We start from the raw sequence: 23,437 nt of genomic DNA, 5'->3' as shown, positions 1-23,437 counted from the left end.
GATTTACAAGCTTTCTTTTTAGTCAAAAATCAATCAATTTTCACATAAAATTAGTTTCAAAAGAGAACATTTTTGGTCTAGAATTCGCACTTTTATTTTAAACCTCCCATTTTATGAATCATCTTCGTACAGGAGATATTATTGCCTTAGGTTTTATGACCTTCGCACTGTTTATTGGTGCAGGTAATATTATTTTCCCACCTATTGTCGCACAACAAGCAGGTGAACATGTTTGGCTTGCTGCTTTTGGTTTTTTAATCACTGCAGTTGGTTTACCAGTGCTTACCATTATGGCTTTATCGCGAATGCAAGGCTCAATCGAGATTATTAGTTCTCCTTTAGGTCGATTTGCTAGCCTTTTATTAACAATTGTTTGTTATCTCTCTGTTGGTCCATTATTCGCTACTCCACGGACTGCGACAGTTTCATATGAAATTGGTTTTGCTCCTTATTTTGGAACTTCGAGTAGTAGTTTATTTATATATAGTGTGATTTATTTTGCTCTAGTGACTGCTGTATCACTTTACCCAAATAAGCTGTTAGACACTGTAGGGCATGTTCTTGCGCCTTTAAAAATTATTGCACTTGCAATTTTAGGTATTGCAGCGATCGTTATTCCAACTGGTTATATCTCACCGCCGATCAACAATTATGTGAGTAGCCCAGTTTCTGAAGGCTTTGTTAATGGTTATCTCACCATGGACACGCTTGGTGCATTGGTCTTTGGTATCGTAATTATTCAAGCAATACAATCACGTGGTGTGACAGACTCAAAACTGATAACTAAATATGCAATTATTGCAAGTTTAATTGCAGGTGTTGGACTTACACTCGTATATATCAGCCTATTCAAACTTGGTTTGGGTAGTCATGAAGTTGCTGCAAATGCTGACAATGGTGCTATTATTTTGCATGCATATGTTCAACACGCATTTGGCGACTTAGGTTCTATCTTCCTGACTGGGTTAATTTTTTTAGCATGTATGGTGACTGCTATTGGGCTAACCTGTGCTTGTGCTGAATACTTTACTGAATTGACTGGTCTACCATATAAATTTCTTGTTTTTATCTTGATCGGTTTTTCATTGGTCATTTCGAATCTAGGCTTGACTAAACTTATTGCATTTTCAGTACCAGTGCTTAGTGCTATCTACCCACCAGCTATCGTGGTCATTATGTTGAGTTTTTTCTGGAAATTCTGGAATAAACCATCATTAGTTGTTGGATCAGTTACTACAGTTGCTTTCATTTTTGGAATTATCGAAGCGGTAAAAGCTGCGGGATTCAACGAATATTTACCAGTTTTCATTCAACATCTACCTTTGAATGAACAAAATTTGGCATGGCTACTTCCATCTCTTATCGTACTGGTGGTAACTACTGCTATTGATCGAATGCGTAAAGAAAAAATTTAAAATGATTTGTCGTTAAAATGATGTTTTACCCAGACATGATTTTAGCTATACAGAAAATGTTCTTTTATCCAACGTTCATTTTTTGTTTACGACAAATCTTTTTAACTGTTAAATTAATGATTTATGGTTTTATTATTTTCTATTTCTAAATGTAAAAAAACCAACAATATCATAATTAAAAATATCAACAATCACCAAATAAAATAATATTTTCATATATAAATCAATACATTCTAAAATTTATTTTCAAAATAGTCTTTTTACCTATTGAAATCCCTAAAAATAAGCAGTACAACTTTAAATTCAATTCTGACAAAAACGATTAGGTTTCTGTCATCACGACTCAAGGAGGGATGGAGATGTTATCATTACATTTCAACAAGCAAGTCTTCATTAACACTCTGAAGGCAAACGATTCGATCGTATATGCAATCACAACACTCGCACTTATGGCTACGTTGTTATTACAAGGCACAATTAAAGGTAATTTGAAACCTGAATATTTCGCCTATGCACTGATCGTTTCACTAGCCTTTTGTACGTGGGGTATTGTGGACCGAAAGTTTCGACAGTTGAGCGCTGAGCGTCAAAAAAATTAATTTACTAAAATGGATGAGTCATCATCCATTTTTTATTGGAAATAAATAATTGTTCCGTAAAGCAATACAGCTGTTGCACCCAGCTCAACCACTATCAAACTAAACATTATAAAACTCATACACCAAGTTGGTAGTGTCCAATGTCCCAATTGATGAGGTTGTTTAAATTGGTTGGTTGTGTCTTTTAAAAAGCCATGGATTATGTAAGTTAGGATCGACATCGAGAAAAAGAACAGATTCGCAACAACGCAAAATAATTTTGTAGTTTCACTTAACATACTGAAATAACTTAAACATGCCAAAATTAAACTGGCACTCGCATATAACAAACTACTACGATGCGCAATATCTACATAATAATGAGCTCTTGATTGTTGAGATCTTCGAATTTGATAATATTTCCAAACGCCTGTTAACATTCCTACCCAAAGAAAAATTCCACTAAAAATTATTGCTAATTCCATTGCTTGGTTAAATTCCACAACTATATCCATTTGATTTGTTTAATTAATAATCTTGATTCTACCTTTATTTGACTTTTTAGTCATTTTTTATATAAGTTTCTTTTTGGAACTTGTGTAAAGTAATTAGAGATAGTATTGAGTTCTCCGTTATGAATACCTATAAATCTTTTTGGATCAGCTGTAAAGATGGTTATCAACTTTCAGCTCGATACTACGCTTCTGAAAATAATACAAAACAGTTTCCAATTCTGGTTTGTCCAGCAACTGGCATTACTCAGAACTTTTACAATTCATTTGCACAATGGCTGAATCAACAAGGTTATCAAGTTCTCACCTTTGATTTCAGAGGAATTGGTGAGTCATTACATGGCAAATTAAAAGATTCTACAGCAAGTATTGATGATTGGGGTTTATTGGATATACCAGCTGCAATTGACTCACTAATCAACAAAACCCACGCACAACAGGTGATTATTATTGGTCACAGTGCTGGCGGGCAGTTGCTTGGTATCAACCCTTCTTATGAAAAAGTTGCCAAGGTATTAGCTATTGCGGGTTCTACAGGTCACATCAAAGGTCTAAAGGGAAAAACTAAGTTATTAGCTCCTGTTATGTTCAACATTATTTTCCCTGTTTCAAGTTTATTTAAAGGATACGGTGCGACACAATTCATCGGCATGGGTGAAAACCTACCGAAAAATGTTGCAAGACAATGGGCTGAGTTTTGTAGTAAACCTGGTTATGTAATGAATACGATTGGTAAAACTATTTTTAATGACTATCATCAGCAGATTAAGTGCCCTATCGTTTCGTTTTGGGCTACAGACGATGAAATCGCTACAGAAGCCAATGTCAAAGATTTATTACGACTGTATCCAAACGCTGAAACCAAATTAGTTCAACTTGATCCACAGAAACATGGTTTTAATGAGATTGGACATATGTCAATGTTTAAGAAGAGCCATAAGCAACTATGGTCAATCATTGAAAAAGAAATCAACGTCTAATAAATAAGTACCCTCTTCACTTTACGCATCTAAATATGTAATCCTGTTTAGATGCGTCTTTTTAATAACATCAAATTCCACCTTTCATCATTCCAAAATTAATTAATCAAACTAAATTAACCGCCAAATTTATTAAATTTTCTACATCTGTATATTTTATTGATCAAAAAACAAGCATAAAAATGTGATAAAGAATGTATTAATTCATCTTTTTAGATTATTTATTCTAGTTATTTTTTAACCATATGTTTAACCCAATTATCTGTATTTGATAGTATTTATTATATAAATATATTGATTTCTATATTTTATGACATTTGAGACAGAAGTTTTTGCCTTTAAAGTCACGTCAAATATTGTATTTATTTTCTACAATAGCAATGTTCTTGAGATAGACTGATTTATAGAAAAACTGTCTATCTGAAAGAGTGTGTAGAATAGATAAAACCATCATAAATAACATTTTTATATGTTTTTTCGATGATTTTTTATTCAAAATAAAGATAGCTGTAGAGCTTCTTTAAGGAAGATTTGTTATAAATGAAATGGTGGAAAATTCAATCAATCTTGGATTTTTCAGCAAGTCGTGAAGACACTTCATGGAATTCAAGAGTTGGTTAACCAATTCACAGTAACAAGCATAGGAAATAAGTAAATGCCTAAAAAATATGCGCGTTTTTTACCTACAGCCGAATCATTTAACTTAGAAGACTTTCCATATTACTGGATTTCTCAAGTAAATGCTCAGTACGTTCAAAACATCGACAACGTACTTAAAAAGTATGGTTTAGACAATTCTCGCCGTCGTATTTTACTTGCATTGAATGTAAAACCTCATGCCAGCGTATCAGAACTATCAGATATGGTCATTTCAAAGATGTCTACGACCACTAAAATCGTTTATCGCCTGAAAGATGAAGGCTATATCGAAACTTACTCTTGCAAAGAAGATGGTCGTATTACGCGAGTTTTTCTGACAGACAAAGGTAAAGAAATGATTGTTAAAATTAATGACCTGACTTCAGTCATTTTAGAACAATCTTTCGATGGTTTAACTCCATTGCAAATAGAAAAAACAATGGAAATCTTAAAACATATGTTTAAGAATTTATCACGTTGATTTAATCAAATTTAAAAAAGCTTCCTATAAAAGAATAGACGAAATTTGTCTAGGAGAGTGGTGGCAGTCCAAGAAGCTTTTTTATTTTCGAATCTAAAATAAATCAAACATATTGAGCTGGGGTGTGATTTTCTCAATTTTGAGTTTTGGTACATGTAAACATTCAAACTCCTCTACAGGAAAACCATTCATAAAATTAATTAATTGATATGGCTGTTTTAATGTTAACCACTCATCTAATTGTTCATGAGGAATAACTACAACTGATCTTTTAACATCACCAGGTTCATGGAAATCCTTCATCATCGGATGATCTATAGCGTCCATGGTTAACATCGCAGCTGAACGAATTATTTTGTCATTTAATTTTCTAATCTCATAAAGTGCAGCAATATAAAATGCCCGTCCATCTTTACGCTTTACAGCCCAGCGTTGTGGCTTGTTATCTATATATTTGCTTTCATAAAACTCAGTTACAGGGATTACGCCGAACTTACATTTGTTGGCAGATTCTTGAAAACTTGGTTTCTGAAAAATAGTTTCGTGACGTGCATTATAAGTATGTTTTGAAATATTAAGATCTTCTGCCCATTTAGGTACTAAACCAAACAGAACTTCCCTCCACTCCAAACCTTGTTCAGATTTAAACAATAATGGAGTTTTATAACTTGGATAAACCTCTTCTTCATAGGCAAAAGATACAAGCGGCAATTCAAGTTGCTTTACTTGCTCCAGTGTGATGGGTTTAAAGTTAGCACACATAAAAAATGATCTTCAAAATAATAAAAGCCTCCGAAGAGGCTTTTATTTTAGATGAAATTAATCACCTGTATAACCTTTAAGTTTTAAACGTGCAGCATGTAACAATGGCTCTGTATAACCAGATGGTTGCTCAGCGCCTTTGAAAATTAAATCAGAAGCTGCTTGGAAAGCGATACCATCAAAGTTTGGTGCCATTGGCGTATAAAGTGGATCATTCGCATTTTGTTGATCTACAATTACAGCCATACGTTTCAATACCTCTTCAACTTGTTCACGCGTTACGATACCGTGACGTAACCAGTTTGCAACGTGCTGAGAAGAAATACGTAATGTTGCACGATCTTCCATCAAACCAACGTTGTTGATATCTGGAACTTTAGAACATCCAACACCTAAATCAACCCAACGAACAACATAACCCAAGATACCTTGACAGTTATTTTCAAGTTCGTTGTTTAGTTCTTCTGCTGTCCAGTTAGTTTCAGGAGCAAAAGGAGGTGTTAACAAATCATCCAAAGTCAACATGTCTTGAGATGCTAATTCATCTTGACGAGCTTTTACATTGATTTGGTGATAATGCATTGCGTGAAGTACCGCACCTGTTGGTGATGGAACCCATGCACATGATGCACCCGCATTTGGATGTGCTGTCTTAGTCGCCAACATGTCTTTCATGCTGTCAGGTTTTGGCCACATACCTTTACCGATCTGTGCCTTACCTTGTAAACCACACTCTAAACCAATTGCAACGTTACGATTTTCGTAAGCAGCAATCCATTTTTGAGTTTTAACAGCTTCTTTACGAACAACTGGTGCAGCTTCCATAGAAGTATGGATTTCATCACCCGTACGATCCATGAAACCTGTGTTAATGAAAATTGTACGGTCTTTTGCAGCTGCGATACAGTTTTTCAAGTTTACAGATGTACGACGTTCTTCATCCATAATACCGATTTTAAGTGTTTTAGCAGGCAAACCAAGAGCTTGTTCAGCGCGTTCAAACAACTCAACCGCAAATGCAACTTCTTCTGGACCATGCATTTTTGGTTTAACGATATACATCGAACCTTTACGAGAGTTATGGTTTTCGTTTTCACCACGGATATCTACAATGCTTAGTAACGGAGTTACTAAAGCATCCATAATACCTTCAAAAACTTCTTCACCTTCAACAAGGATGGCTGGGTTTGTCATCAAGTGACCAACGTTACGAAGAAGCATCAATGAACGACCATGTAAAGTTGTCGTTCCACCGATCAAGTTTTTAACAGTACGATCTTTATTAAGAGCACGAGTAACTGTTTTACCGTTCTTCTCGATTGATTCTTGTAAATCACCCTTCATTAAGCCTAACCAGTTACGGTAGCCTTCTACTTTTTCTTCAGCATCTACAGCTGCTACAGAATCTTCCAAATCTTGAATAGTTGTAATTGCTGCTTCAAGTGTTAAATCTTTAACGCCTGCTGCATCAGTTTTACCAATCGGGCTATTCGCATCGATATCGATAATTACGTGCAAGCCATTGTTTAATAAAACAACTTCTGTAGGGTTTTCTGCTTCACCATTAAAGCCAACGAATTGTGACTCATGAGCTAAAGAAGTAGTAGAACCATCTTTCAAAGTAACAACTAAACGGTTATGTTCAATTGCGTATTTAGTCGCATCAGCATGTGAACCTTGTGCCAATGGGAAAGCTTGATTTAAGAAATCTTTAGCAAAAGCAATAACTTTGTCGCCGCGAACAGGGTTATAACCCTTGCCTTTTTCAGCGCCATTTTCTTCAGAAATTACATCAGTACCATAAAGTGCATCGTATAATGAACCCCAACGTGCATTTGCAGCATTTAAGCAATAACGTGCATTACGTACAGGTACAACAAGCTGTGGACCAGCTAATAATGCGATTTCTTCATCAACATTTTCAGTTGTAACTTTGAAGTCTTCAACTTCAGGAACAAGATAACCAATTTCAGTTAAGAATGCCTTATAAGCATTTAACTCAAATTTATTATTACGGTGCCATTCATCAATTTTAGCTTGTAGCTCTTCACGCTTCGCTAATAATGCTTTGTTCTTAGGACTAAGATCGACAACGACTTGCTCGAAATTTTTCCAGTAAGTTTCACTATCTAAACCAGAACCTGGTAAAGCTTCATTTTCGATGAAATCGTAAAGTTCTTTAGCAATCGCTAGCTTGCCTTTTTGAATACGTACAGTCATTGTCTTTCCTGATGGTGCTAACTTTTTATAACAAGAATCCTAGTATACTGATTTATACTAGCCTGAATAGTAATATCACATTCCTAAATAGTAAGCATTTTCTCAATTAGAAGTATTGACAACTACGAGTTTTAGTAAATCAAAACTTTAAATTAAAATTTTACTTATTCTATGAGGATGTAATGATCTCACAGTCTTAAAAACACATTTAGTTATAACAAAAATCAACCAAGAATAAAGCTTTCTCAGTATCAAAATATAAAAAAAAGCATTCCGAAGAATGCCTTTATAAGTTATGAAGTTTTAGCCATGTCAATTTGGCGATGTTCAGAGTGTAGATAAGCATCTGATTGCATTTCTAACAATCTTGACCGTGTACGTTCAATTTCAAATGCTAACTTAGATCCTTCATATAACTCAATAATCGAATCTTCTGAAGTAATCAGTAATTTAACACCTCTGTCATAGAATTCATCGACCAAATAAATAAAGCGACGAGTTCCTTCTGAAAGGAAATCTGTTAAATGTGGAACATTACTAACTAACACTGTGTTGTAGATATTTGCGATTTCAATAAAATCAGCGGGGCTTCTCGGTTTAAAACATAATTCTGAGAATTCACACCATAAAACATCTTCTGTATGCCCGAGTGTTTCAACTACACGATTATTAATCATAATCGGTGAATTTGACTTCACTTGAGTCTGAGTTAATGCATTGAAACGTTCTAACATCCATACTTGAGCATCAGCACTCAATGGATATTTAAACAATTGAGCTTGCTTCAATACACGTAGTCTGTAATCAATTCCTGCATCAACATTTAATACTGTGCAATTTTTTTGTACACATTCAATCGTTGGCATGAAACGGTCACGATGAATACCATTTTTATATAAGCCTTCAGGTGCAATGTTTGAAGTTGCAACCAGTGTGATACCACGTTCAAATAGTTTTTGAAACAAATCACTCAGGATCATGGCATCCGTAACATTCGATACAAAAAACTCATCAAAACAAATTACAACAGCATCTTTATAAATCTGATCTGCAACCATATCCAAAGGATTGCGCTGACCAGAAAGTTTATTTAACTCTTTATGCACGTGCTGCATAAAGTGATGAAAATGCAGACGTATCTTGCGGCGGAAAGGCACAGATTCAAAGAATTGATCCATCAACCATGTCTTACCACGACCAACACCTCCCCACATATAAACACCTTTTGGGTATGTTTGTCTGCGGAAACGTCGAAATGCTTTTTTTGAAGCTTTATAGCGAGTGAGTAACTCTTTCCATACTCGATCTAACTCTTGCACTGCCTGCGCTTGAGCTTCATCAGGCATAAATTGCCCTGACTCAAGAGCTTGAGCATAGCGCTCAGCAGGCGATGTTGGTGTATATGCAGTGCTATGTGAGTCTGGTTTAGAATTTAACATAAGGCGTTATTGCAATTTTAATTGGTGAAAATTATATCGAACATTGAGTTCAAAGACATTAGATTTTAGGCTTAATTATCATAGAGTTTAAACATCATAATGTACCATTTTTAAGCATTTAGTTTTTTCGATGATATTGTCGAGGACTTCGTCCAAACCAACGTTTAAATGCATGGTTAAAGGCTGCTGGCTCTGAATATCCCAACATTTCTGCAACCTGCTCGATCGAATAGGCACTATTTTCGATAAATTTAATGGCTTTTTGTTTAATTAAGCGCTCTCTAATTTCTTTATAACTGGTTTGTAGTTGTTGCAGTTGATGCCTTAATGTTCGTTCAGGAATATTGAGTGCGCATGCTGTTTCTGACATCGTGGGAATTACCCCATTTTGCATTTCAAGATACCCTTCTACGTACTCTACGATTGTTAAAATACCATCAGAGCTTTTTTCGAATTTCTCGATATCTTGTAAGCACTTTTCCTCATAAATTCGATAAGTTAATACATCTGCTGAAGGTACTTTTATGTCTAGAATTTCTACGCCATGCATGATAAATGCCGCTTGATGACATCCAAACTTAACATCATGTCCATAATAAGCTTGGTAAGCCTCAGTCCATCGCATATCTTTAGGATGTTCAAAAGGTAATTCGATCTGGATTTTAGGAATTTCTAATCCCATCATTTTAAAAATATCTTGCAGGAATTTATATGTACCAGAAATCTCACATTGCGCACGTAACTGCCCCAAATGTGTATTCAAATCTATTGGTGTATAAAACAAATAAATTTTATTATCGGTAATATTTAGCTGTAGCGAACCAAACAAATGTGTAAGTTTCTGAAAGCGTATACCGTTCAAAAGTGCTTTATGTAAGCTTTTACTAGTGACTAGTAACATCAAAAAAGGACCGTAACCAGCTAATGCATAGTGCTGACCTATTTCGAGACCTTGTTCTGGAGATATATCCTCGCTAATATGTTTTAAGATATCCCATTCGATTTCGTCTGGAATTATTGTACTTGGATCTAAAGCGTCAGCATGTATCCCCATATTTGCCAAACGTGCGTCTACATCTATCCCAACATGTCGCATGCCTTGAATTAAATACATCAATCCGAGGATAGATCGCTTCATAATCCCAATTACTATTCACTAAACTTTAATGTTTTACTCGAAATATACAAATAAGTGTATTGCCGAAATGATCAAGTTTTGCGTCTGTACAATCATATTTAATCTCACCAAAACCTTTAAACTTGCACAAAATTTAGATGTGTAGGGCGTGGACTATGCGTGATCAAACCAAAGATGCCATTCAAAAAACAAAAGTTGCAATTATCGGTGCAGGTTTTGGTGGTTTAGCAATGAGTATTCGACTATTACAAAGCCAAATCAATGATTTTGTAATATTAGAAAAAACCAACGATGTTGGTGGTACTTGGAGAGAGAACCAATATCCAGGGGCAGCTTGTGATGTTCAATCACACATGTATTCTCTATCGTTTGCGCCTAAAACAGATTGGTCAAAGCGTTATGCTGAGGCTGATGAGATTTTTGATTATATTCAAGAAATCACAACTCAATACAAGCTAAGAGACTATTGTAAGTTCAATCATGAAGTTACCAATGCTACATTTGATGAAAATCGTAATGTTTGGACTTTAAAATTTAAAGACCAACCTACACTTGAAGCTCAATTTGTAATTTTCGCATCTGGCCCATTACATGTTCCACAAATTCCACATTTAAAAGGAATTGAAAACTTCAAAGGTAAAGTTTTCCACTCTTCTCAGTGGGATCACAATTATGATTTGAATGGTAAATCTGTAGCTTCAATTGGTACTGGTGGAAGTGCGATTCAGTATATTCCTGAAATTGCAAAAGATGTTAAACAACTTTATGTGTTCCAACGTACAGCAGCTTGGGTGATTCCACGTGATGAACGTAAATACTCTCAACTAAGCAAATCTTTATTCAAAGCATCAAATATCTATCGTCAAATTCATCGTAGTCGTTTGTATTGGACAAATGAGTCACGAGTTGTGCCAATTGTACAACCACAAATCATGAAATATGGTCAAAAGCTTGCTGAAGCCTTTATCCGCTTCCAAGTAAAAGACAAAGAACTCGCTAAAAAACTTACTCCAGATTTCGTAATGGGCTGTAAGCGAATTCTAATCTCAAATAAATATTTCCCTACATTCAATCGTAAAAATGTTGAACTAGTCACTGATGGCGTTCAAGAAATTACAGCGAATGGAATCGTGACTAAAGATGGCAAAGAACGTCAAATCGACTGTCTGATTTATGGTACTGGATTTATTACTGATCCACGTATCTATCTCAAACACTTTGATTGCTTTGGTCGTAACGGTATTGAGCTGAAGCAAGCTTGGAAAGATGGCGCAGAAAGCTATTATGGTATTGCAACCAAGAATTTCCCTAATTTATTCCAATTATTAGGTCCGAATACAATCCTTGGTCACAACTCTGTAATTTTCATGATTGAGTCACAAGTAAATTATATTCTACAGTTAATTCAAACTGTTGATAGCACTAAAACTCAAGCTGTTGAAGTTAAGCATGCTGTTCAAGATCAATTTAACGATCGCGTACAAGAGCAGTTAAAAGGCACTGTTTGGCAAGCCGGCGGATGCAGTAGTTGGTATCAAGCTGCTGATGGAAAGAATTTCTCGTTATGGCCGACGTATACTTGGAAATATTGGTTAGAGACTCGCAAAGTAAATGTTGCTGACTATAATTTCCTTAATAACTCAGCGACTACTAAAACAAATGCAGCATAGTCAATAATTCTTCATAATAAGCAGGTTATTCGTAACCTGCTTTTTTTATGCAATCTGTCATTCTAATTTTTCAAATTTTTATTGCGATTAGCTTAGGCTATTTTATTGCACCAAGACTTTCTAAAAATTTGAACAATCTCATTTTTAAAATTCTTCCATATTTTTCATATGTGTTATTGGTAAGTGTTGCTTTTGAATTTACACAAGCACTCAACCAAATTGACAACCCGACCACAATCCTACCTCCTGCACTTTTAATAGCTTTTACCACCTCTATTTTCGCATTTGGTATTTGTTTAATTACATATAAGCTTATTGATCGGCAAAGCGTACAAGGCAAAATTTCATTTAATCTTTTTTTTAACGCTTTAAAAAATATAGCGAAAGCTTTTTTAGCATTAGGAATTGGTATTCTATTAGGGCTAATAATTAACCATAACAATATACCGTTTACATTTAATAGCTGGTATCTACTTTTAGTTTTTATCTTTTTAATCGGTATCGAACTCACACATACACAGTTTGATCGTAGTTGGTTAAGTTGGAAAATACTCTTAGTACCATTTGCTGCATTTGTAGGTTCATGCTTGGCGTCTATATTAAATTATTATCTTTTACCTAAAGCCTTTAAGTTAAATGAAGTTTTAGCTTTATCACAGGGTTATGGCTGGTATTCAATGTCTGGCATTCTATTTACTGAATTGCATTCTGCAAAGTATGGAGGGATTGCCTTACTCACTGATTTATTCCGTGAAATTTTTGCAATTTTATTAATGTATTGCTTAGGTTGGCGTTTTCCTCGTTCCGCGATATCGAGTGCAGGTGCAACATCTATGGATGTCACTTTGGCTATGGTCAAGCAATCATGCGGAACTCATTACGTACCGCATGCAATGATGAGCGGGCTAATATTATCTTTATTAGCTCCACTCTTGATCAGCTTATTTCTGAATCTAAAAATCTAATTTATTGAATTAGATGGAAGCTAAAATAGATTTTAACATTTCAGTTGGTTGAGCCGCCTTGGTAATTGGGCGGCCAATTACTAAATGAGTAGATCCATCAAGCATCGCTTGTTTAGGTGTTACGATTCGTTTTTGATCATCTGCATTTGTACCTTCAGGTCGAATACCAGGTGTAACTAAAGCAAAATCTTGACCCAGCATTTCACGAAGAATTTTAGCTTCTTGAGCTGAACAAACCACGCCATCCAAACCACTATCTTTAGTAAGCTTTGCTAGACGTTTCACATGATCAACAGGTTCGACATCTAAACCGATATCAAACAAATCTTCTCTTGCCATAGATGTAAGGACTGTCACAGCAATGAGTTGAGTTTTGTACTTACCTGCTTTAAGACGTTCTACACAAGTTTCCATCATCTTACGACCACCTGAAGCATGAACATTTACCATCCATACTCCTAGATCAGCAGCAGCACAAACAGCTTGCGCTGTCGTATTTGGAATATCGTGAAACTTAAGATCGAGAAAAACTTCAAAACCTGTATCTTGTAATTTTTTTACAATCGATGGACCTTCATGCGTGAAAAGCTCTTTGCCCACTTTTACTCGACAAAGTGTTGGATCAAGTTGTTCAACAATAGTCATAGCTTCGTATTGGCTTTTTGCATCTAATGCAACAATGATACTCAAGAGCTTTTCTTCCAAGTCAGTTAAAGGCGCTATTATAAATAGGTTTTTGCAGAAGTGTAAAATATGATTAGCAGGTCTTTGGTTGATGTATATGCATAACCGCTACAATTTAAAAATAAAACAAATGGTAAAATAAGTTATATTTTAATCCTAAAATAACGACAATAAGGAATAATAATGCAAGCTATCAAATCGACAATACAGCATAAAAAATACAGTTTAGCAATCATCACTTCTTTCATATTCTTAAAAATGAAAATCTGACAATTGATCAAAGGTTAAAGTTTTTACCAGATTTAGCTCATTTTATTATGAGTTTTTCAGATCTTAATAAAGATGTCTTACCTTATGCAAACCCAAAGAATAAATACGAAGAGGCAATAAACCTACATTGCAAGGAAGATGCAAACCATTGGCCTTGGTATCTATATGATCTAAAAAAACTAAATTTAGATCAGTCTCAATTATTGAGCGATACATTGAAATATTTATGGGGAGATAAAATGTCCCCTAGTAGAAAATTATCGTATGAGTTAGTTTCACTAACCTCAAATCAATGTCCTTTTATTCGATATGTTACTATTGAAGTGATGGAGGCTACAGGAAATGTTGTATTTAATGTTCTTAATGAGATAACTAAAGAGGCAAGTCTAAATCTAAAATTTTGTAGTGAAATACATTTAGCACATGAGACTGGGCATACTATTGGTGTTGGAACAGATGTTTTCGATGATTATCCAACATCTACAGATATAAAAATTAAAATCGATTATCGTGATTGAAAAAAGCTTTAATGCTTTTACCAAATTTATGGATCAGCTAGAAAATAAATTAAAAGAATAGGTCTTTGGTTGAAGATTTAAAATTAAAAGCGTCTAAAAATACAAAAAGGCTATTTCACTTATGAAATAGCCTTTCGAATATTAAAAAGTTGTCGTTTTATCATTGGCGTGAACATCTAAAACAGTTTTCTCATGCCGAACACTCGCAGCAGCTTCAGCTGCAGCTTGCTGAGCAAGTTGAATCTGTTCTTTTCTCAAATGATCAATATCTTTACGCAAGCGCTTAACTTCCCAACTATTTTGAAAAACTCGGAAAACTTGTACACCCAGTAATAATCCAACCACGACACCTAAAGCAAGTGTTAACAAAAGCAATAAACCTAATCGCATCGCTGGAACTTGAGTAAATAATAAATCTACTTGCAATTCAGCTGGATTCTGTAAAACTAATGCTAATGCGTAACCAAATATAGCAACAAGTAATGCAATTAATACATAGCGCATAATTCGCACCTCACTTATTTAATTTATTTTTTATTTAATTGACTCGTTTACTGCATCACGAAGAGCTTTACCTGGTTTGAAGTGTGGTACTGCTTTTGCTGCAACATCAACTGCCTTACCAGTTTTAGGATTACGGCCTAGACGTGGTTCACGATGATGTAATGCAAAGCTACCAAAACCACGAATCTCAATACGATCACCACTCGAGAGCGCTTCAATCATTTGATCAATCATGATCTTAACTGCATCCTCAACCAAAGGCTCAGCTAAATGTGGGTTTTTAAGTGCAATCCGTTCAATTAAATCAGATTTATTAAGTGCTTCAGTCGTCATTGATGACCTCTTTAATTATCGCTACTTTTCAATGTTTTTAATAATAACCTGTTTAAATACAAAACGGTAGCGCAGTACATGAATACTACGCTACCGTTTACAGTATTTTTGTATAAAAAAGTACATCTCTGTTACAAGAAATGTACTTTTTAACAAATTACTTCATTTGAGCTTTAATTAAGTCACCAATAGTCTTAGGACCATTGCTTTCTGCAGCTTGAGTTGCAGCAGCTTGGCGAGCGTTGTTTACAGCTTCTTTCTCTTCAGCTTCGTCTTTCGCTTTGATAGACAAGTTGATAGAACGAGACTTACGATCAACGTTGATGATCTTCGCTTCAACTTCTTGACCAACTTCTAAGAACTTAGTTGCATCTTCAACGCGGTCACGATTGATTTCAGAAGCTTTAAGAGTTGCTTCGATGTCATCAGCTAATTTAACTGTAGCACCTTTAGCATCAACAGCTGTAACAGTACCTTTAACTAAAGCACCACGTTCATTCGCAGCTAAGAAGTCATTGAATGGATCGCTGTTTAATTGCTTGATACCAAGGCTGATACGGTTACCTTCAGCATCTACAGATAAGATAACTGCTTCAACTGTGTCACCTTTCTTGTAACGACGGATAGCTTCTTCGCCTTGTTCGTTCCAAGAAATATCAGACAAGTGTACTAAACCATCGATACCACCAGATAAACCGATGAAGATACCGAAGTCAGTAATAGACTTGATCGTACCAGAAACTTTTTCGCCTTTCTCATGAGATTTAGCAAACTCTTCCCATGGGTTAGCACGAGTTTGTTTGATACCTAAAGAAATACGACGACGTTCTTCGTCAACTTCAAGAACCATAACATCAACTTCATCACCAATCTGAACTACTTTAGATGGGTGGATGTTTTTGTTTGTGTGGTCCATTTCAGAAACGTGTACTAAACCTTCAACACCTTCAGCGATTTCAGCAAAGCAACCGTAGTCAGTTAAGTTAGTAACGCGCGCTTTAACGATAGAACCTTTAGGGTAACGACTCATGATCGCTAACCATGGATCTTCGCCTAATTGCTTAAGACCTAAAGATACACGATTACGCTCGCGGTCAAATTTAAGTACTTTAACTGTAACTTCTTGACCAACTTCAACAACTTCTGAAGGGTGTTTGATGCGTTTCCAAGCCATATCCGTGATATGAAGAAGACCATCAATACCACCAAGATCAACGAATGCACCGTAGTCAGTAAGGTTCTTAATAGTACCAGTAACTGTTTGACCTTCTTCAAGTTGAGCAAGTAATGCTTCACGGTCAGCAGAAGATTCAGCTTCCATAACAGCACGACGAGATACAACAACGTTGTTACGTTTAGCATCAAGCTTGATTACTTTGAACTCTAACTCTTTACCTTCAAGATGAGTTGTGTCACGAATAGGACGAGTGTCAACTAAAGAACCTGGTAAGAATGCACGGACAGGACCGATGTCAACAGTGAAACCGCCTTTAACCTTACCAGAGATAACACCAGTAACGATTTCGCCGTCTTCAAAGATTTTCTCAAGTTTAGTCCAAGTTTCAGCACGTTTCGCTTTTTCACGTGACAAAACAGTTTGACCCATACCGTTGTCAAGCGCTTCAACAACTACGTCAACAGTATCGCCAACTTGAACTTCAAGTTCACGTTGTTCATTTAAAAATTCAGCACGATCAACAACGCCTTCAGATTTAAGGCCAGTGTCGACAGTAACCCAGTCAGAATCGATACTAACAACAGTACCTTGGATGACTGCACCCTTTTCAACGTTGAGGTTTAATTCACTTTCTTCAAAGAGGGCTGCAAAAGATTCGGTCATGATATACCTGATAAAGTCAGCGGTCTTGGATCAGACAAGGCCGGTTAAGTTAAGTTGTTACATTGTCCAAAAGATCTGATCAAGCAATGCTTCAACTGAAAGTTAATTCAATATCTATTTTATACGACTGTCGATATAGTCAACCATGAGCTTAAATACTTCATCGATACCTATCTCAGAGCTATCAACGATATAAGCATCTTCGGCTGGCTTGAGCGGAGCAACTGTACGCTCCATATCTCGCTTATCTCTAGCCTGTATGTTAGATAAAATGTCGCTTATTTTAGCATCAAGACCCATACCCTGCAACTGTTTTACACGTCGCTCCGCTCGTGATTGTGCAGATGCGGTGAGATAAATCTTTGCCTGAGCTTCAGGAAAAATAGAAGTTGCCATATCACGACCATCAGCAACCAATCCTGGAGACTGGATAAAAGCTCTTTGACGATCAAATAACGCTTTACGTAATGCTGGAATTGCTGCAACTTTAGAAGCATATTCCCCCACTTCCTCAGTGCGTATCACATTCGTCACATCAGCACCATCGAGTAGAATAATCGTGGAAGATTCTGTTGATTTAAATTCGATATTTAAATGAGTTGCAATTTCGACACATTCATCCAACTTAGTTTCAAGTTGCTCTAATAAGTTTTTTTGAGCCAAAGACAGTCCAAGTAAACGATATAACGCACCAGAATCTAATAAATTATATTGGTAATGTGCAGCAATCTTAGCAGCTAACGTACCTTTTCCAGATCCGCTTGGACCATCAATCGTAATAATATGAACTGTCATTCTCTTCTCTTTATGGAGCAACTGATTTCGCTAGTTTTGAGAAACCTAGTGTAATTGCTGCTTTGAGTTGTGCAAGAATTAATTTACTCACAAAAGGTGCTTTTGCTGTAAATTCAATCTTGTAAGTTACCAATGTTACGTAGGGTGTAATTTCTTTGAAATCAATTTGACCCAAATGATGCTTTACAAGTGGATTGTTAATCAACTTATACTCAATACGTTTATTTTCTTCCAATAATGTAATTTCTTCTTGCAATGGTTTTACAGGACCAAATCCCATTCGACGAACCGACCCAATTCCATCTGGACGTTTTGGATCAGCCGAATCTTTAACTCGTACCACTTGTAATGGAGCAAAAGCTTTATTATAAGTTGCGTGTTTTGACAATAAATCAAACACTTCTGAAAGAGGTGCATGAAACTCTTTTTTTACAGTGATTGCATTACGCATAGCTTTGCCTTTTTTAATTTGACCAAAATCATCGCGGCTTAGTTTGCCACAACTCAAAAGACATGTTTAATCATTTAAGGACGTTTTAGATAAATGGGCTTGCTTCTTTTCTTTTCTTCTTTGCTTAAAAAAATCACTTAGTTGAGCTGAACATTGTTGTTGTAAACAACCTTGTTCAAATACAAATTTATGGTTGTAGTAGCCATTATCTAACAATTGACGAGCGCTAACAACAGAACCAGCTTTAGGCTCAGTCGTTGCAAAAATCACTTTTTGAACTCTTGCATGAATCAATGCACCAACACACATGGTACAAGGTTCAAGCGTCACATATAAAACAGCATCATCTGGTAATCGATAATTTTCAATCGCTCGGCAAGCTGAGCGCAGCGCTTGAATCTCTGCATGTGCCGTAGGATCAGACAATTGGATAGGTGCATTGTAACCTGAGCCGATGATTTTACCTTGACTCACGATTACAGCGCCAACAGGTATTTCACCTTGTGATGCTGCGATTGCAGCCTGCTCGTAGGCAAACTGCATCCAATATTCATCTTTATTAACAGTCATATCTACTTAAGAAATTACACCATATTGTCTTAATAACGCATTCCAACTATCAAGTGTTGTAATTGGTGGACAATCAGACAATATATCTTTCAAAGTGATTTTTTCAGCAGACTTCCATTCAGGTGAAAGATCTTTATCAACCAAACGTGCTCGCACACCCTCAACGAAATCAGGATGACGAATCTTCCAATCAGAAATTTGTGACTCTAAAGCAAAAACCTCATCCCATGCATGACCTTGTTTACCCCATTGCCAAAGCAACCAAGTAATCGCAGCAGTGCTCGGAGAACCCTTCTGTAAATTCTCACTAGCTTGACGCAACCAGTCACTACTTGCATCACTTAAACCTATAATGGCTTGGTAATCATACTCAAAGCTTTGTCCACGACAAACACTATGGATAACATCAATAGAATTTTGTAATGGTCCAGAAGCAACTGGACGATGCAGGCTATTCAGGGTGTCATCGATTGCTCTAAATGCGCCAGCTGGATAATGATTCCAATCAACATTCAATACTTTTTGAAGCACATTATCACGCTGAGCCTCACAAATATGTGTCGCCCAACCAATACTGAATGCTCCAGCAGCTGTCATGATTGAACCCGTCAAACCAGTAAATAGACCAATTTGGCCACGATCAGCAAGGAAGCGACTACCACCAACATCAGGATACAATCCAATATTAATCTCAGGCATAGCCAAACGAGAATATGGTGTGACCAAACGAAATGGTGCAGCCATAAATAAGCCTAGTCCGCCACCCATGACATAACCTTCACCCCAAACCACAATAGGCTTAGCATAGTTATGCAGCAGTAAATCTAGTGCATATTCTTGCTCAAAGAATTTATTAGCCGTATCAACTTCATTGTTAATAACCAATTGGCGCAATTTACGAACATCACCACCCGCACAAAATGCTTTTGGTGTAGTCGAATCAAACCAAATCGCTTTTACACTTTCATCATCATGGAAATGTTCGAACACTTTGAGTAAAGCACTTACGATCGATTCATCCAATGCGTGTAATGATTTAGGTCGGTTCAAACGAACAATACGCCAACCATTTTTAGCGTGCTCGACAATCAAATCAGGATGATAGCTATTTAAATCGGGAGAATTCATTATGCGTCCAATTGCCAGTCTATAGGCTCAATGCCATGTTGTTTCAAATATTGATTTGTTTTAGAAAACACTTTACAGCCAAAAAAACCACCACGGTTTGCTGATAAAGGTGACGGGTGGGCTGCACTTAAAACTAAATGTTTGTTACGGTCTATGCGCTGTCCTTTACGTTGAGCATAAGCTCCCCATAATATAAATACGATACGTTCACGATGTTCATTCAACACATCAATCACATTATCAGTAAAATCTTCCCAACCTTGTTTCTGATGTGAGGTGGGTTGACCAGCTTCAACCGTCAGCACACTGTTCAGCAATAACACACCTTGCTCAGCCCATTTACTCAAATCACCATGTCGAGAAACAGGTATACCTAAATCAGTGTTCAATTCATGAAAAATATTACGTAAAGATGGAGGTAATGCAACCCCTCTTTGTACCGAAAAACTTAAACCATTCGCCTGATTCGGTCCATGATAAGGATCCTGACCAAGTATGACGACTTTCACATGGTTAAGTGGAGTGGTGTTAAATGCATTAAAAATTTGTTTGCTTGGCGGATAAATCGTTTTTTGGGCAAGTTTCTCTTGTTGCAAAAACTCGCGTAAATTATCCATTTTTTGCCCAAGTAAAAATTCAGAAAGTGAATATTTCCAAGATTCATCAATCTGAATTTTATTTAATTTATTGAGCTGTTGTTCCGTAAATTGCATCAACTTTCCTTAATTTGAGTTCACTTAATCAAGTAAACTCAAAGTGTAACTTGTAATTCTACTTCTGGATTTTCGAACTTAATTCCTTTTTTCAAGTTCTCATATATCTGTGGATCACTCCACTCTGATACGACTTGCTCTGAAAAAACTATTTGATCCAAGCTCAATATACCCATTTGCTCATTTTCAATGTCTTCCTGAAAACTTTGGGCGTACCCCGTATCAGTCTCATGAACAATCACAGAATATACTTGAACATCACCCTCACCATTTTGTGTTGTAGTTGAGCGAAGGACTTGTTGAGCTAAATAGAAAAAAATACGTGAAAATTGTTCGGCAGAAGGCGAAACAGGCAAAGAAATCCATCTTGCGCTAAATGTCTTACATGCATCAATATAAGCAGCATCATCTTTTTGCCAAAAACAAATGGCATGATCAAAACTGTCAAAAAGTTCTTTTATAACACCTTTGAGCAAACCAAAATCGTAAACCATCTGACCATGATCTAACTTTGACGCTTTGAGTAATAATTCAACTTTATAACTATGCCCATGAATCGAACGCTTACAGCGATCCGATGTACAATTGCGTACAATATGAGCATTTTCAAACTTAAATAATTTACGAATTAACATGCACCAAGCTAATCTTTATCTGCGAACGAGTTTTATTATAAAGCAAAAAAACAAGCATTGGGATTGATTTTAAACCTTGTCGATATTTGATAATTCAATTATCAAATCAATTGAAAGGTGCAAGACTTCGTGAGTAAACAATTACATGATTATCTTTTCTAGCCATAGAACTTGTGAATTGACGCTTACGCTCACTTAAAAGCACATCAATCTGTGCAGTAAAATAATTCGATTTCACATCCATTAAGCTACCTGCATCAGTTTTACTCTGCTCATCAATGCCAGAAAATGCATTCAATTTCCATAAGTCATCTAGATTATTAAAATAAGTCAAGTTTGCCTGTTTTGCTTTAATCTCCTGCTCTAACGCTTTCATATCCACCTTTGGATCCATGCTTGCTAACAATAAAGCATGTGCAGTATTTATATTTATTTTTGTCGGTTCAGGTAAGGCCGAAACATAGGGACGAATTAAGTCAAATTTTTTACCTTCAAATCCTCTAACCAACTTTAATTCTTCAACATTATGGAACTTTGTATTTGATGCCAAATATGCAGGTTCCATTCCTTGATAAATACTACTTTCAGCTCCCATTGCACCCGAAGTTTCATCATCCACATCTTGCCAATCAATGACAGCTTGACTCAACTCCGCTGGCAATCCAACTCTGACTAATAGTTTTTCAAACCACCGACGAGCCGAATCATCCACTTTTCCGTCTGGCTTAACTAAATTATTTAAATTAAATTTTCCCGAATCATCAACTAAACGTCCAGAAACTGCACCATCTTCAACTGGAAACGGAGGCATTGGTTTCGCCCAACTTTCCTGTAAATGATCAAGATTACCTGCATTTTTACTATCTTGAATCAATAATTCAGAAAAAAATGCCTCTGCACTTTTTGCATAAAGTAAAGACTGATTTTGGCGCATCAAATAGCCCGTATTTTCAGCAGTATTACTTTGACGTTTTGCAATTGTTGCAGCCAAAATAGTAGCCAATGCGACCATGATCAATATTGTAAGAAGCGCTATACCTTGTTCAGAAGATTTAATCTTGATCATGGTGGAGTTTCCTGATTGACCAATAACTGATTGGCATTTAATAAACTATAAATCCACTCATAATCTGAACCAGCAATCGTCAATTGAACTTTAAAACCTAATGGTAACTTCTTTAATTCATTTACATTATTTGGATCATTAATATTTTCAGGCCATTGGCTAATTTCTTGTGGATTTAAAATCAAAATTCTAAATTGATCTACATTTTCAAGTAAAGTGCTTGATACTGGTTGCACACGATTTGGAATATTTAAATTTGTATATTTCAAACGGTAAACTTTTTTTTGTTGTGCATCATATCTGTATTCTATTCGCTCATATGGTGAAAGACCTTGCTTCAATGGATCAGATACCCCAGCCTTACTAAAACTAAAACTTCGATCATTCAAAACCATAGCTGCTTGTAATTGTCGCCCATCATTTGCAGTCAATGGAATTATCTGCATGCTATCTTTTAAAAATTGCTGATAAGCATCCTGTAATTCAAATAAGTGTGTTTCATGTTCTGCATTTCTATCTTTCACTTTGATGAGATAATCAAAAACTTTCCACCCTAACATTGAAAGCACTGCAAAAATCGCAATCGCAACAAGCAACTCAACTAAAGTAAAACCTAAATTACTCTTAATTTTATTTGGTAAATAAGACTTAGTTGAACTTTGCTGACACTCTGAGACAACATTAAATCTGCAACCCAACCTCATTACAACATTCTTGATTTTCATGATGTTTTGACTTTAGCAGGATAATTAAAGAATACAAGATTGGTAATTCCTGCCTCAACTTTGCCTTGTTCAGTGTTATATAAACTTACTTGTAACTCGATACGTTGGATTTTTGGACTTAATGTTGATTGTGCTTTTTTATCGATTTGCCAAGTTTCTCCCTGCGCAGTCACTTGTTTAGATTGTGTGCCCTCAAGCCACTCTTGATTTATTTCCATGGTTGCAATTTCATTCATTGCCACAAATTGGGCTTTAGTACGTAAAATTGCATTTGAAGTTGATTGGGTATACTGCATAGCTATTTTAGTTAATGCGATTGCAGCGACCGCGAAAATAGCTAAAGCAACCATCACCTCTAACAGCGTAAAAGCTTTCTGTATTTTGAGAGAATCTAGTTTAACCTCAG

At 36.0% G+C, this 23,437-nt stretch carries 25 protein-coding genes; 7 read left to right on the top strand and 18 right to left on the bottom strand.

All coding sequences use genetic code 11. The annotated features are described in order from the left end of the window. Window positions 1-113 precede the first annotated feature (113 nt). Together brnQ and Q9Q86_RS04780 are read left to right on the top strand one after the other, a co-directional pair. The gene (gene brnQ, locus Q9Q86_RS04785; RefSeq protein ID WP_112986412.1) at window positions 114-1,415 is read left to right on the top strand and encodes a branched-chain amino acid transport system II carrier protein; all 1,302 of its coding nucleotides are present in this window, start codon (window positions 114-116) and stop codon (window positions 1,413-1,415) included. Window positions 1,416-1,774: 359 nt separating this feature from the next. After that, complete coding sequence (locus tag Q9Q86_RS04780) at window positions 1,775-2,014, top strand: hypothetical protein (protein ID WP_112986413.1); 240 nt, start codon at window positions 1,775-1,777, stop codon at window positions 2,012-2,014. Between the two features lie 32 nt (window positions 2,015-2,046). On the opposite strand, the gene Q9Q86_RS04775 is transcribed toward Q9Q86_RS04780, so the two are convergent. Further along, complete coding sequence (locus tag Q9Q86_RS04775) at window positions 2,047-2,508, bottom strand: hypothetical protein (protein WP_112986414.1); 462 nt, start codon at window positions 2,506-2,508, stop codon at window positions 2,047-2,049. A gap of 119 nt (window positions 2,509-2,627) precedes the next feature. Here Q9Q86_RS04775 and Q9Q86_RS04770 point away from each other — a divergent pair, with 119 nt between their 5' ends. Then, window positions 2,628-3,485, top strand: coding sequence for an alpha/beta fold hydrolase (locus tag Q9Q86_RS04770; protein WP_112986415.1), 858 nt, complete (start codon window positions 2,628-2,630; stop codon window positions 3,483-3,485). Between the two features lie 655 nt (window positions 3,486-4,140). Beyond that, window positions 4,141-4,605, top strand: coding sequence for a MarR family winged helix-turn-helix transcriptional regulator (locus Q9Q86_RS04765; RefSeq protein ID WP_004911447.1), 465 nt, complete (start codon window positions 4,141-4,143; stop codon window positions 4,603-4,605). A 93-nt stretch (window positions 4,606-4,698) separates the two neighbouring features. On the opposite strand, the gene Q9Q86_RS04760 is transcribed toward Q9Q86_RS04765, so the two are convergent. From Q9Q86_RS04760 to Q9Q86_RS04745, 4 genes are all read right to left on the bottom strand, one after another. Beyond that, a complete protein-coding gene (locus Q9Q86_RS04760; RefSeq protein ID WP_112986416.1) occupies window positions 4,699-5,367 on the bottom strand; it encodes an SOS response-associated peptidase in 669 nt (222 codons plus the stop codon). A 57-nt stretch (window positions 5,368-5,424) separates the two neighbouring features. Further along, window positions 5,425-7,587, bottom strand: coding sequence for a malate synthase G (locus tag Q9Q86_RS04755; protein WP_004954110.1), 2,163 nt, complete (start codon window positions 7,585-7,587; stop codon window positions 5,425-5,427). A 293-nt stretch (window positions 7,588-7,880) separates the two neighbouring features. After that, window positions 7,881-9,026, bottom strand: coding sequence for a cell division protein ZapE (zapE, locus tag Q9Q86_RS04750; RefSeq protein WP_112986417.1), 1,146 nt, complete (start codon window positions 9,024-9,026; stop codon window positions 7,881-7,883). A 118-nt stretch (window positions 9,027-9,144) separates the two neighbouring features. Continuing rightward, a complete protein-coding gene (locus Q9Q86_RS04745) occupies window positions 9,145-10,164 on the bottom strand; it encodes an AraC family transcriptional regulator (RefSeq protein ID WP_112986418.1) in 1,020 nt (339 codons plus the stop codon). A 155-nt stretch (window positions 10,165-10,319) separates the two neighbouring features. Between Q9Q86_RS04745 and Q9Q86_RS04740 the strand changes: the two genes are divergently transcribed. Together Q9Q86_RS04740 and Q9Q86_RS04735 are read left to right on the top strand one after the other, a co-directional pair. Then, complete coding sequence (locus tag Q9Q86_RS04740) at window positions 10,320-11,834, top strand: NAD(P)/FAD-dependent oxidoreductase (RefSeq protein WP_004954105.1); 1,515 nt, start codon at window positions 10,320-10,322, stop codon at window positions 11,832-11,834. A 47-nt stretch (window positions 11,835-11,881) separates the two neighbouring features. Further along, entirely contained in the window at window positions 11,882-12,799 is a 918-nt protein-coding gene (locus tag Q9Q86_RS04735; protein WP_112986419.1) for a lysine exporter LysO family protein, read from the top strand. Between the two features lie 9 nt (window positions 12,800-12,808). On the opposite strand, the gene pyrF is transcribed toward Q9Q86_RS04735, so the two are convergent. Beyond that, entirely contained in the window at window positions 12,809-13,504 is a 696-nt protein-coding gene (gene pyrF, locus Q9Q86_RS04730; protein ID WP_099948600.1) for an orotidine-5'-phosphate decarboxylase, read from the bottom strand. 296 nt (window positions 13,505-13,800) lie between these two features. On the opposite strand from pyrF, the gene Q9Q86_RS04725 reads away from it, so the two are divergent. Next, window positions 13,801-14,271, top strand: coding sequence for a hypothetical protein (locus Q9Q86_RS04725; RefSeq protein ID WP_227540304.1), 471 nt, complete (start codon window positions 13,801-13,803; stop codon window positions 14,269-14,271). Between the two features lie 141 nt (window positions 14,272-14,412). Here the strand turns inward: Q9Q86_RS04725 and Q9Q86_RS04720 are convergent, their stop codons facing one another. From Q9Q86_RS04720 to Q9Q86_RS04665, 12 genes are all read right to left on the bottom strand, one after another. After that, window positions 14,413-14,775, bottom strand: a complete 363-nt coding sequence (locus tag Q9Q86_RS04720; RefSeq protein WP_112986420.1) for a lipopolysaccharide assembly protein LapA domain-containing protein — start codon at window positions 14,773-14,775, stop codon at window positions 14,413-14,415. A 30-nt stretch (window positions 14,776-14,805) separates the two neighbouring features. Further along, window positions 14,806-15,108: an integration host factor subunit beta gene (locus Q9Q86_RS04715; RefSeq protein WP_004911476.1), complete on the bottom strand. Its 303-nt coding sequence runs from the start codon at window positions 15,106-15,108 to the stop codon at window positions 14,806-14,808. 157 nt (window positions 15,109-15,265) lie between these two features. Continuing rightward, window positions 15,266-16,948 carry a 30S ribosomal protein S1 gene (gene rpsA, locus Q9Q86_RS04710; RefSeq protein ID WP_004954100.1) on the bottom strand — a complete coding sequence of 561 codons (1,683 nt, stop codon included), beginning with the start codon at window positions 16,946-16,948 and terminating at the stop codon, window positions 15,266-15,268. A 114-nt stretch (window positions 16,949-17,062) separates the two neighbouring features. Further along, complete coding sequence (cmk, locus tag Q9Q86_RS04705) at window positions 17,063-17,743, bottom strand: (d)CMP kinase (RefSeq protein WP_099948597.1); 681 nt, start codon at window positions 17,741-17,743, stop codon at window positions 17,063-17,065. Window positions 17,744-17,753: 10 nt separating this feature from the next. Then, window positions 17,754-18,194: an SRPBCC family protein gene (locus Q9Q86_RS04700; RefSeq protein ID WP_075696895.1), complete on the bottom strand. Its 441-nt coding sequence runs from the start codon at window positions 18,192-18,194 to the stop codon at window positions 17,754-17,756. Between the two features lie 66 nt (window positions 18,195-18,260). Further along, window positions 18,261-18,764: a tRNA adenosine(34) deaminase TadA gene (gene tadA, locus Q9Q86_RS04695; protein ID WP_087539688.1), complete on the bottom strand. Its 504-nt coding sequence runs from the start codon at window positions 18,762-18,764 to the stop codon at window positions 18,261-18,263. Between the two features lie 6 nt (window positions 18,765-18,770). Continuing rightward, entirely contained in the window at window positions 18,771-19,895 is a 1,125-nt protein-coding gene (locus Q9Q86_RS04690; protein WP_171293853.1) for an enoyl-CoA hydratase/isomerase family protein, read from the bottom strand. Further along, entirely contained in the window at window positions 19,892-20,605 is a 714-nt protein-coding gene (gene ung, locus Q9Q86_RS04685) for a uracil-DNA glycosylase (protein WP_004911491.1), read from the bottom strand. The genes Q9Q86_RS04690 and ung overlap by 4 nt, the downstream gene beginning before the upstream one ends. A 38-nt stretch (window positions 20,606-20,643) precedes the next feature. Beyond that, window positions 20,644-21,240 (bottom strand): 6-carboxytetrahydropterin synthase, encoded by a 597-nt coding sequence (locus Q9Q86_RS04680; protein WP_004954093.1) that lies wholly within the window; start codon window positions 21,238-21,240, stop codon window positions 20,644-20,646. Window positions 21,241-21,346: 106 nt separating this feature from the next. Beyond that, a complete protein-coding gene (gene gspK, locus Q9Q86_RS04675) occupies window positions 21,347-22,306 on the bottom strand; it encodes a type II secretion system minor pseudopilin GspK (RefSeq protein ID WP_112986422.1) in 960 nt (319 codons plus the stop codon). Continuing rightward, complete coding sequence (gspJ, locus tag Q9Q86_RS04670; RefSeq protein ID WP_227540303.1) at window positions 22,303-23,031, bottom strand: type II secretion system minor pseudopilin GspJ; 729 nt, start codon at window positions 23,029-23,031, stop codon at window positions 22,303-22,305. Before gspJ ends, gspK begins: the two co-directional genes overlap by 4 nt. Continuing rightward, complete coding sequence (locus Q9Q86_RS04665) at window positions 23,028-23,381, bottom strand: type II secretion system protein (RefSeq protein WP_051067837.1); 354 nt, start codon at window positions 23,379-23,381, stop codon at window positions 23,028-23,030. Before Q9Q86_RS04665 ends, gspJ begins: the two co-directional genes overlap by 4 nt. Window positions 23,382-23,437: the final 56 nt, after the last annotated feature.

Origin of the sequence: Acinetobacter sp. A22, from assembly GCF_030913345.1 — a bacterium.
Lineage (GTDB): Bacteria > Pseudomonadota > Gammaproteobacteria > Pseudomonadales > Moraxellaceae > Acinetobacter > Acinetobacter junii.
Note: the sequence above shows the minus strand (reverse complement) of the source record. Positions and strands in the feature narration are given on the sequence as shown.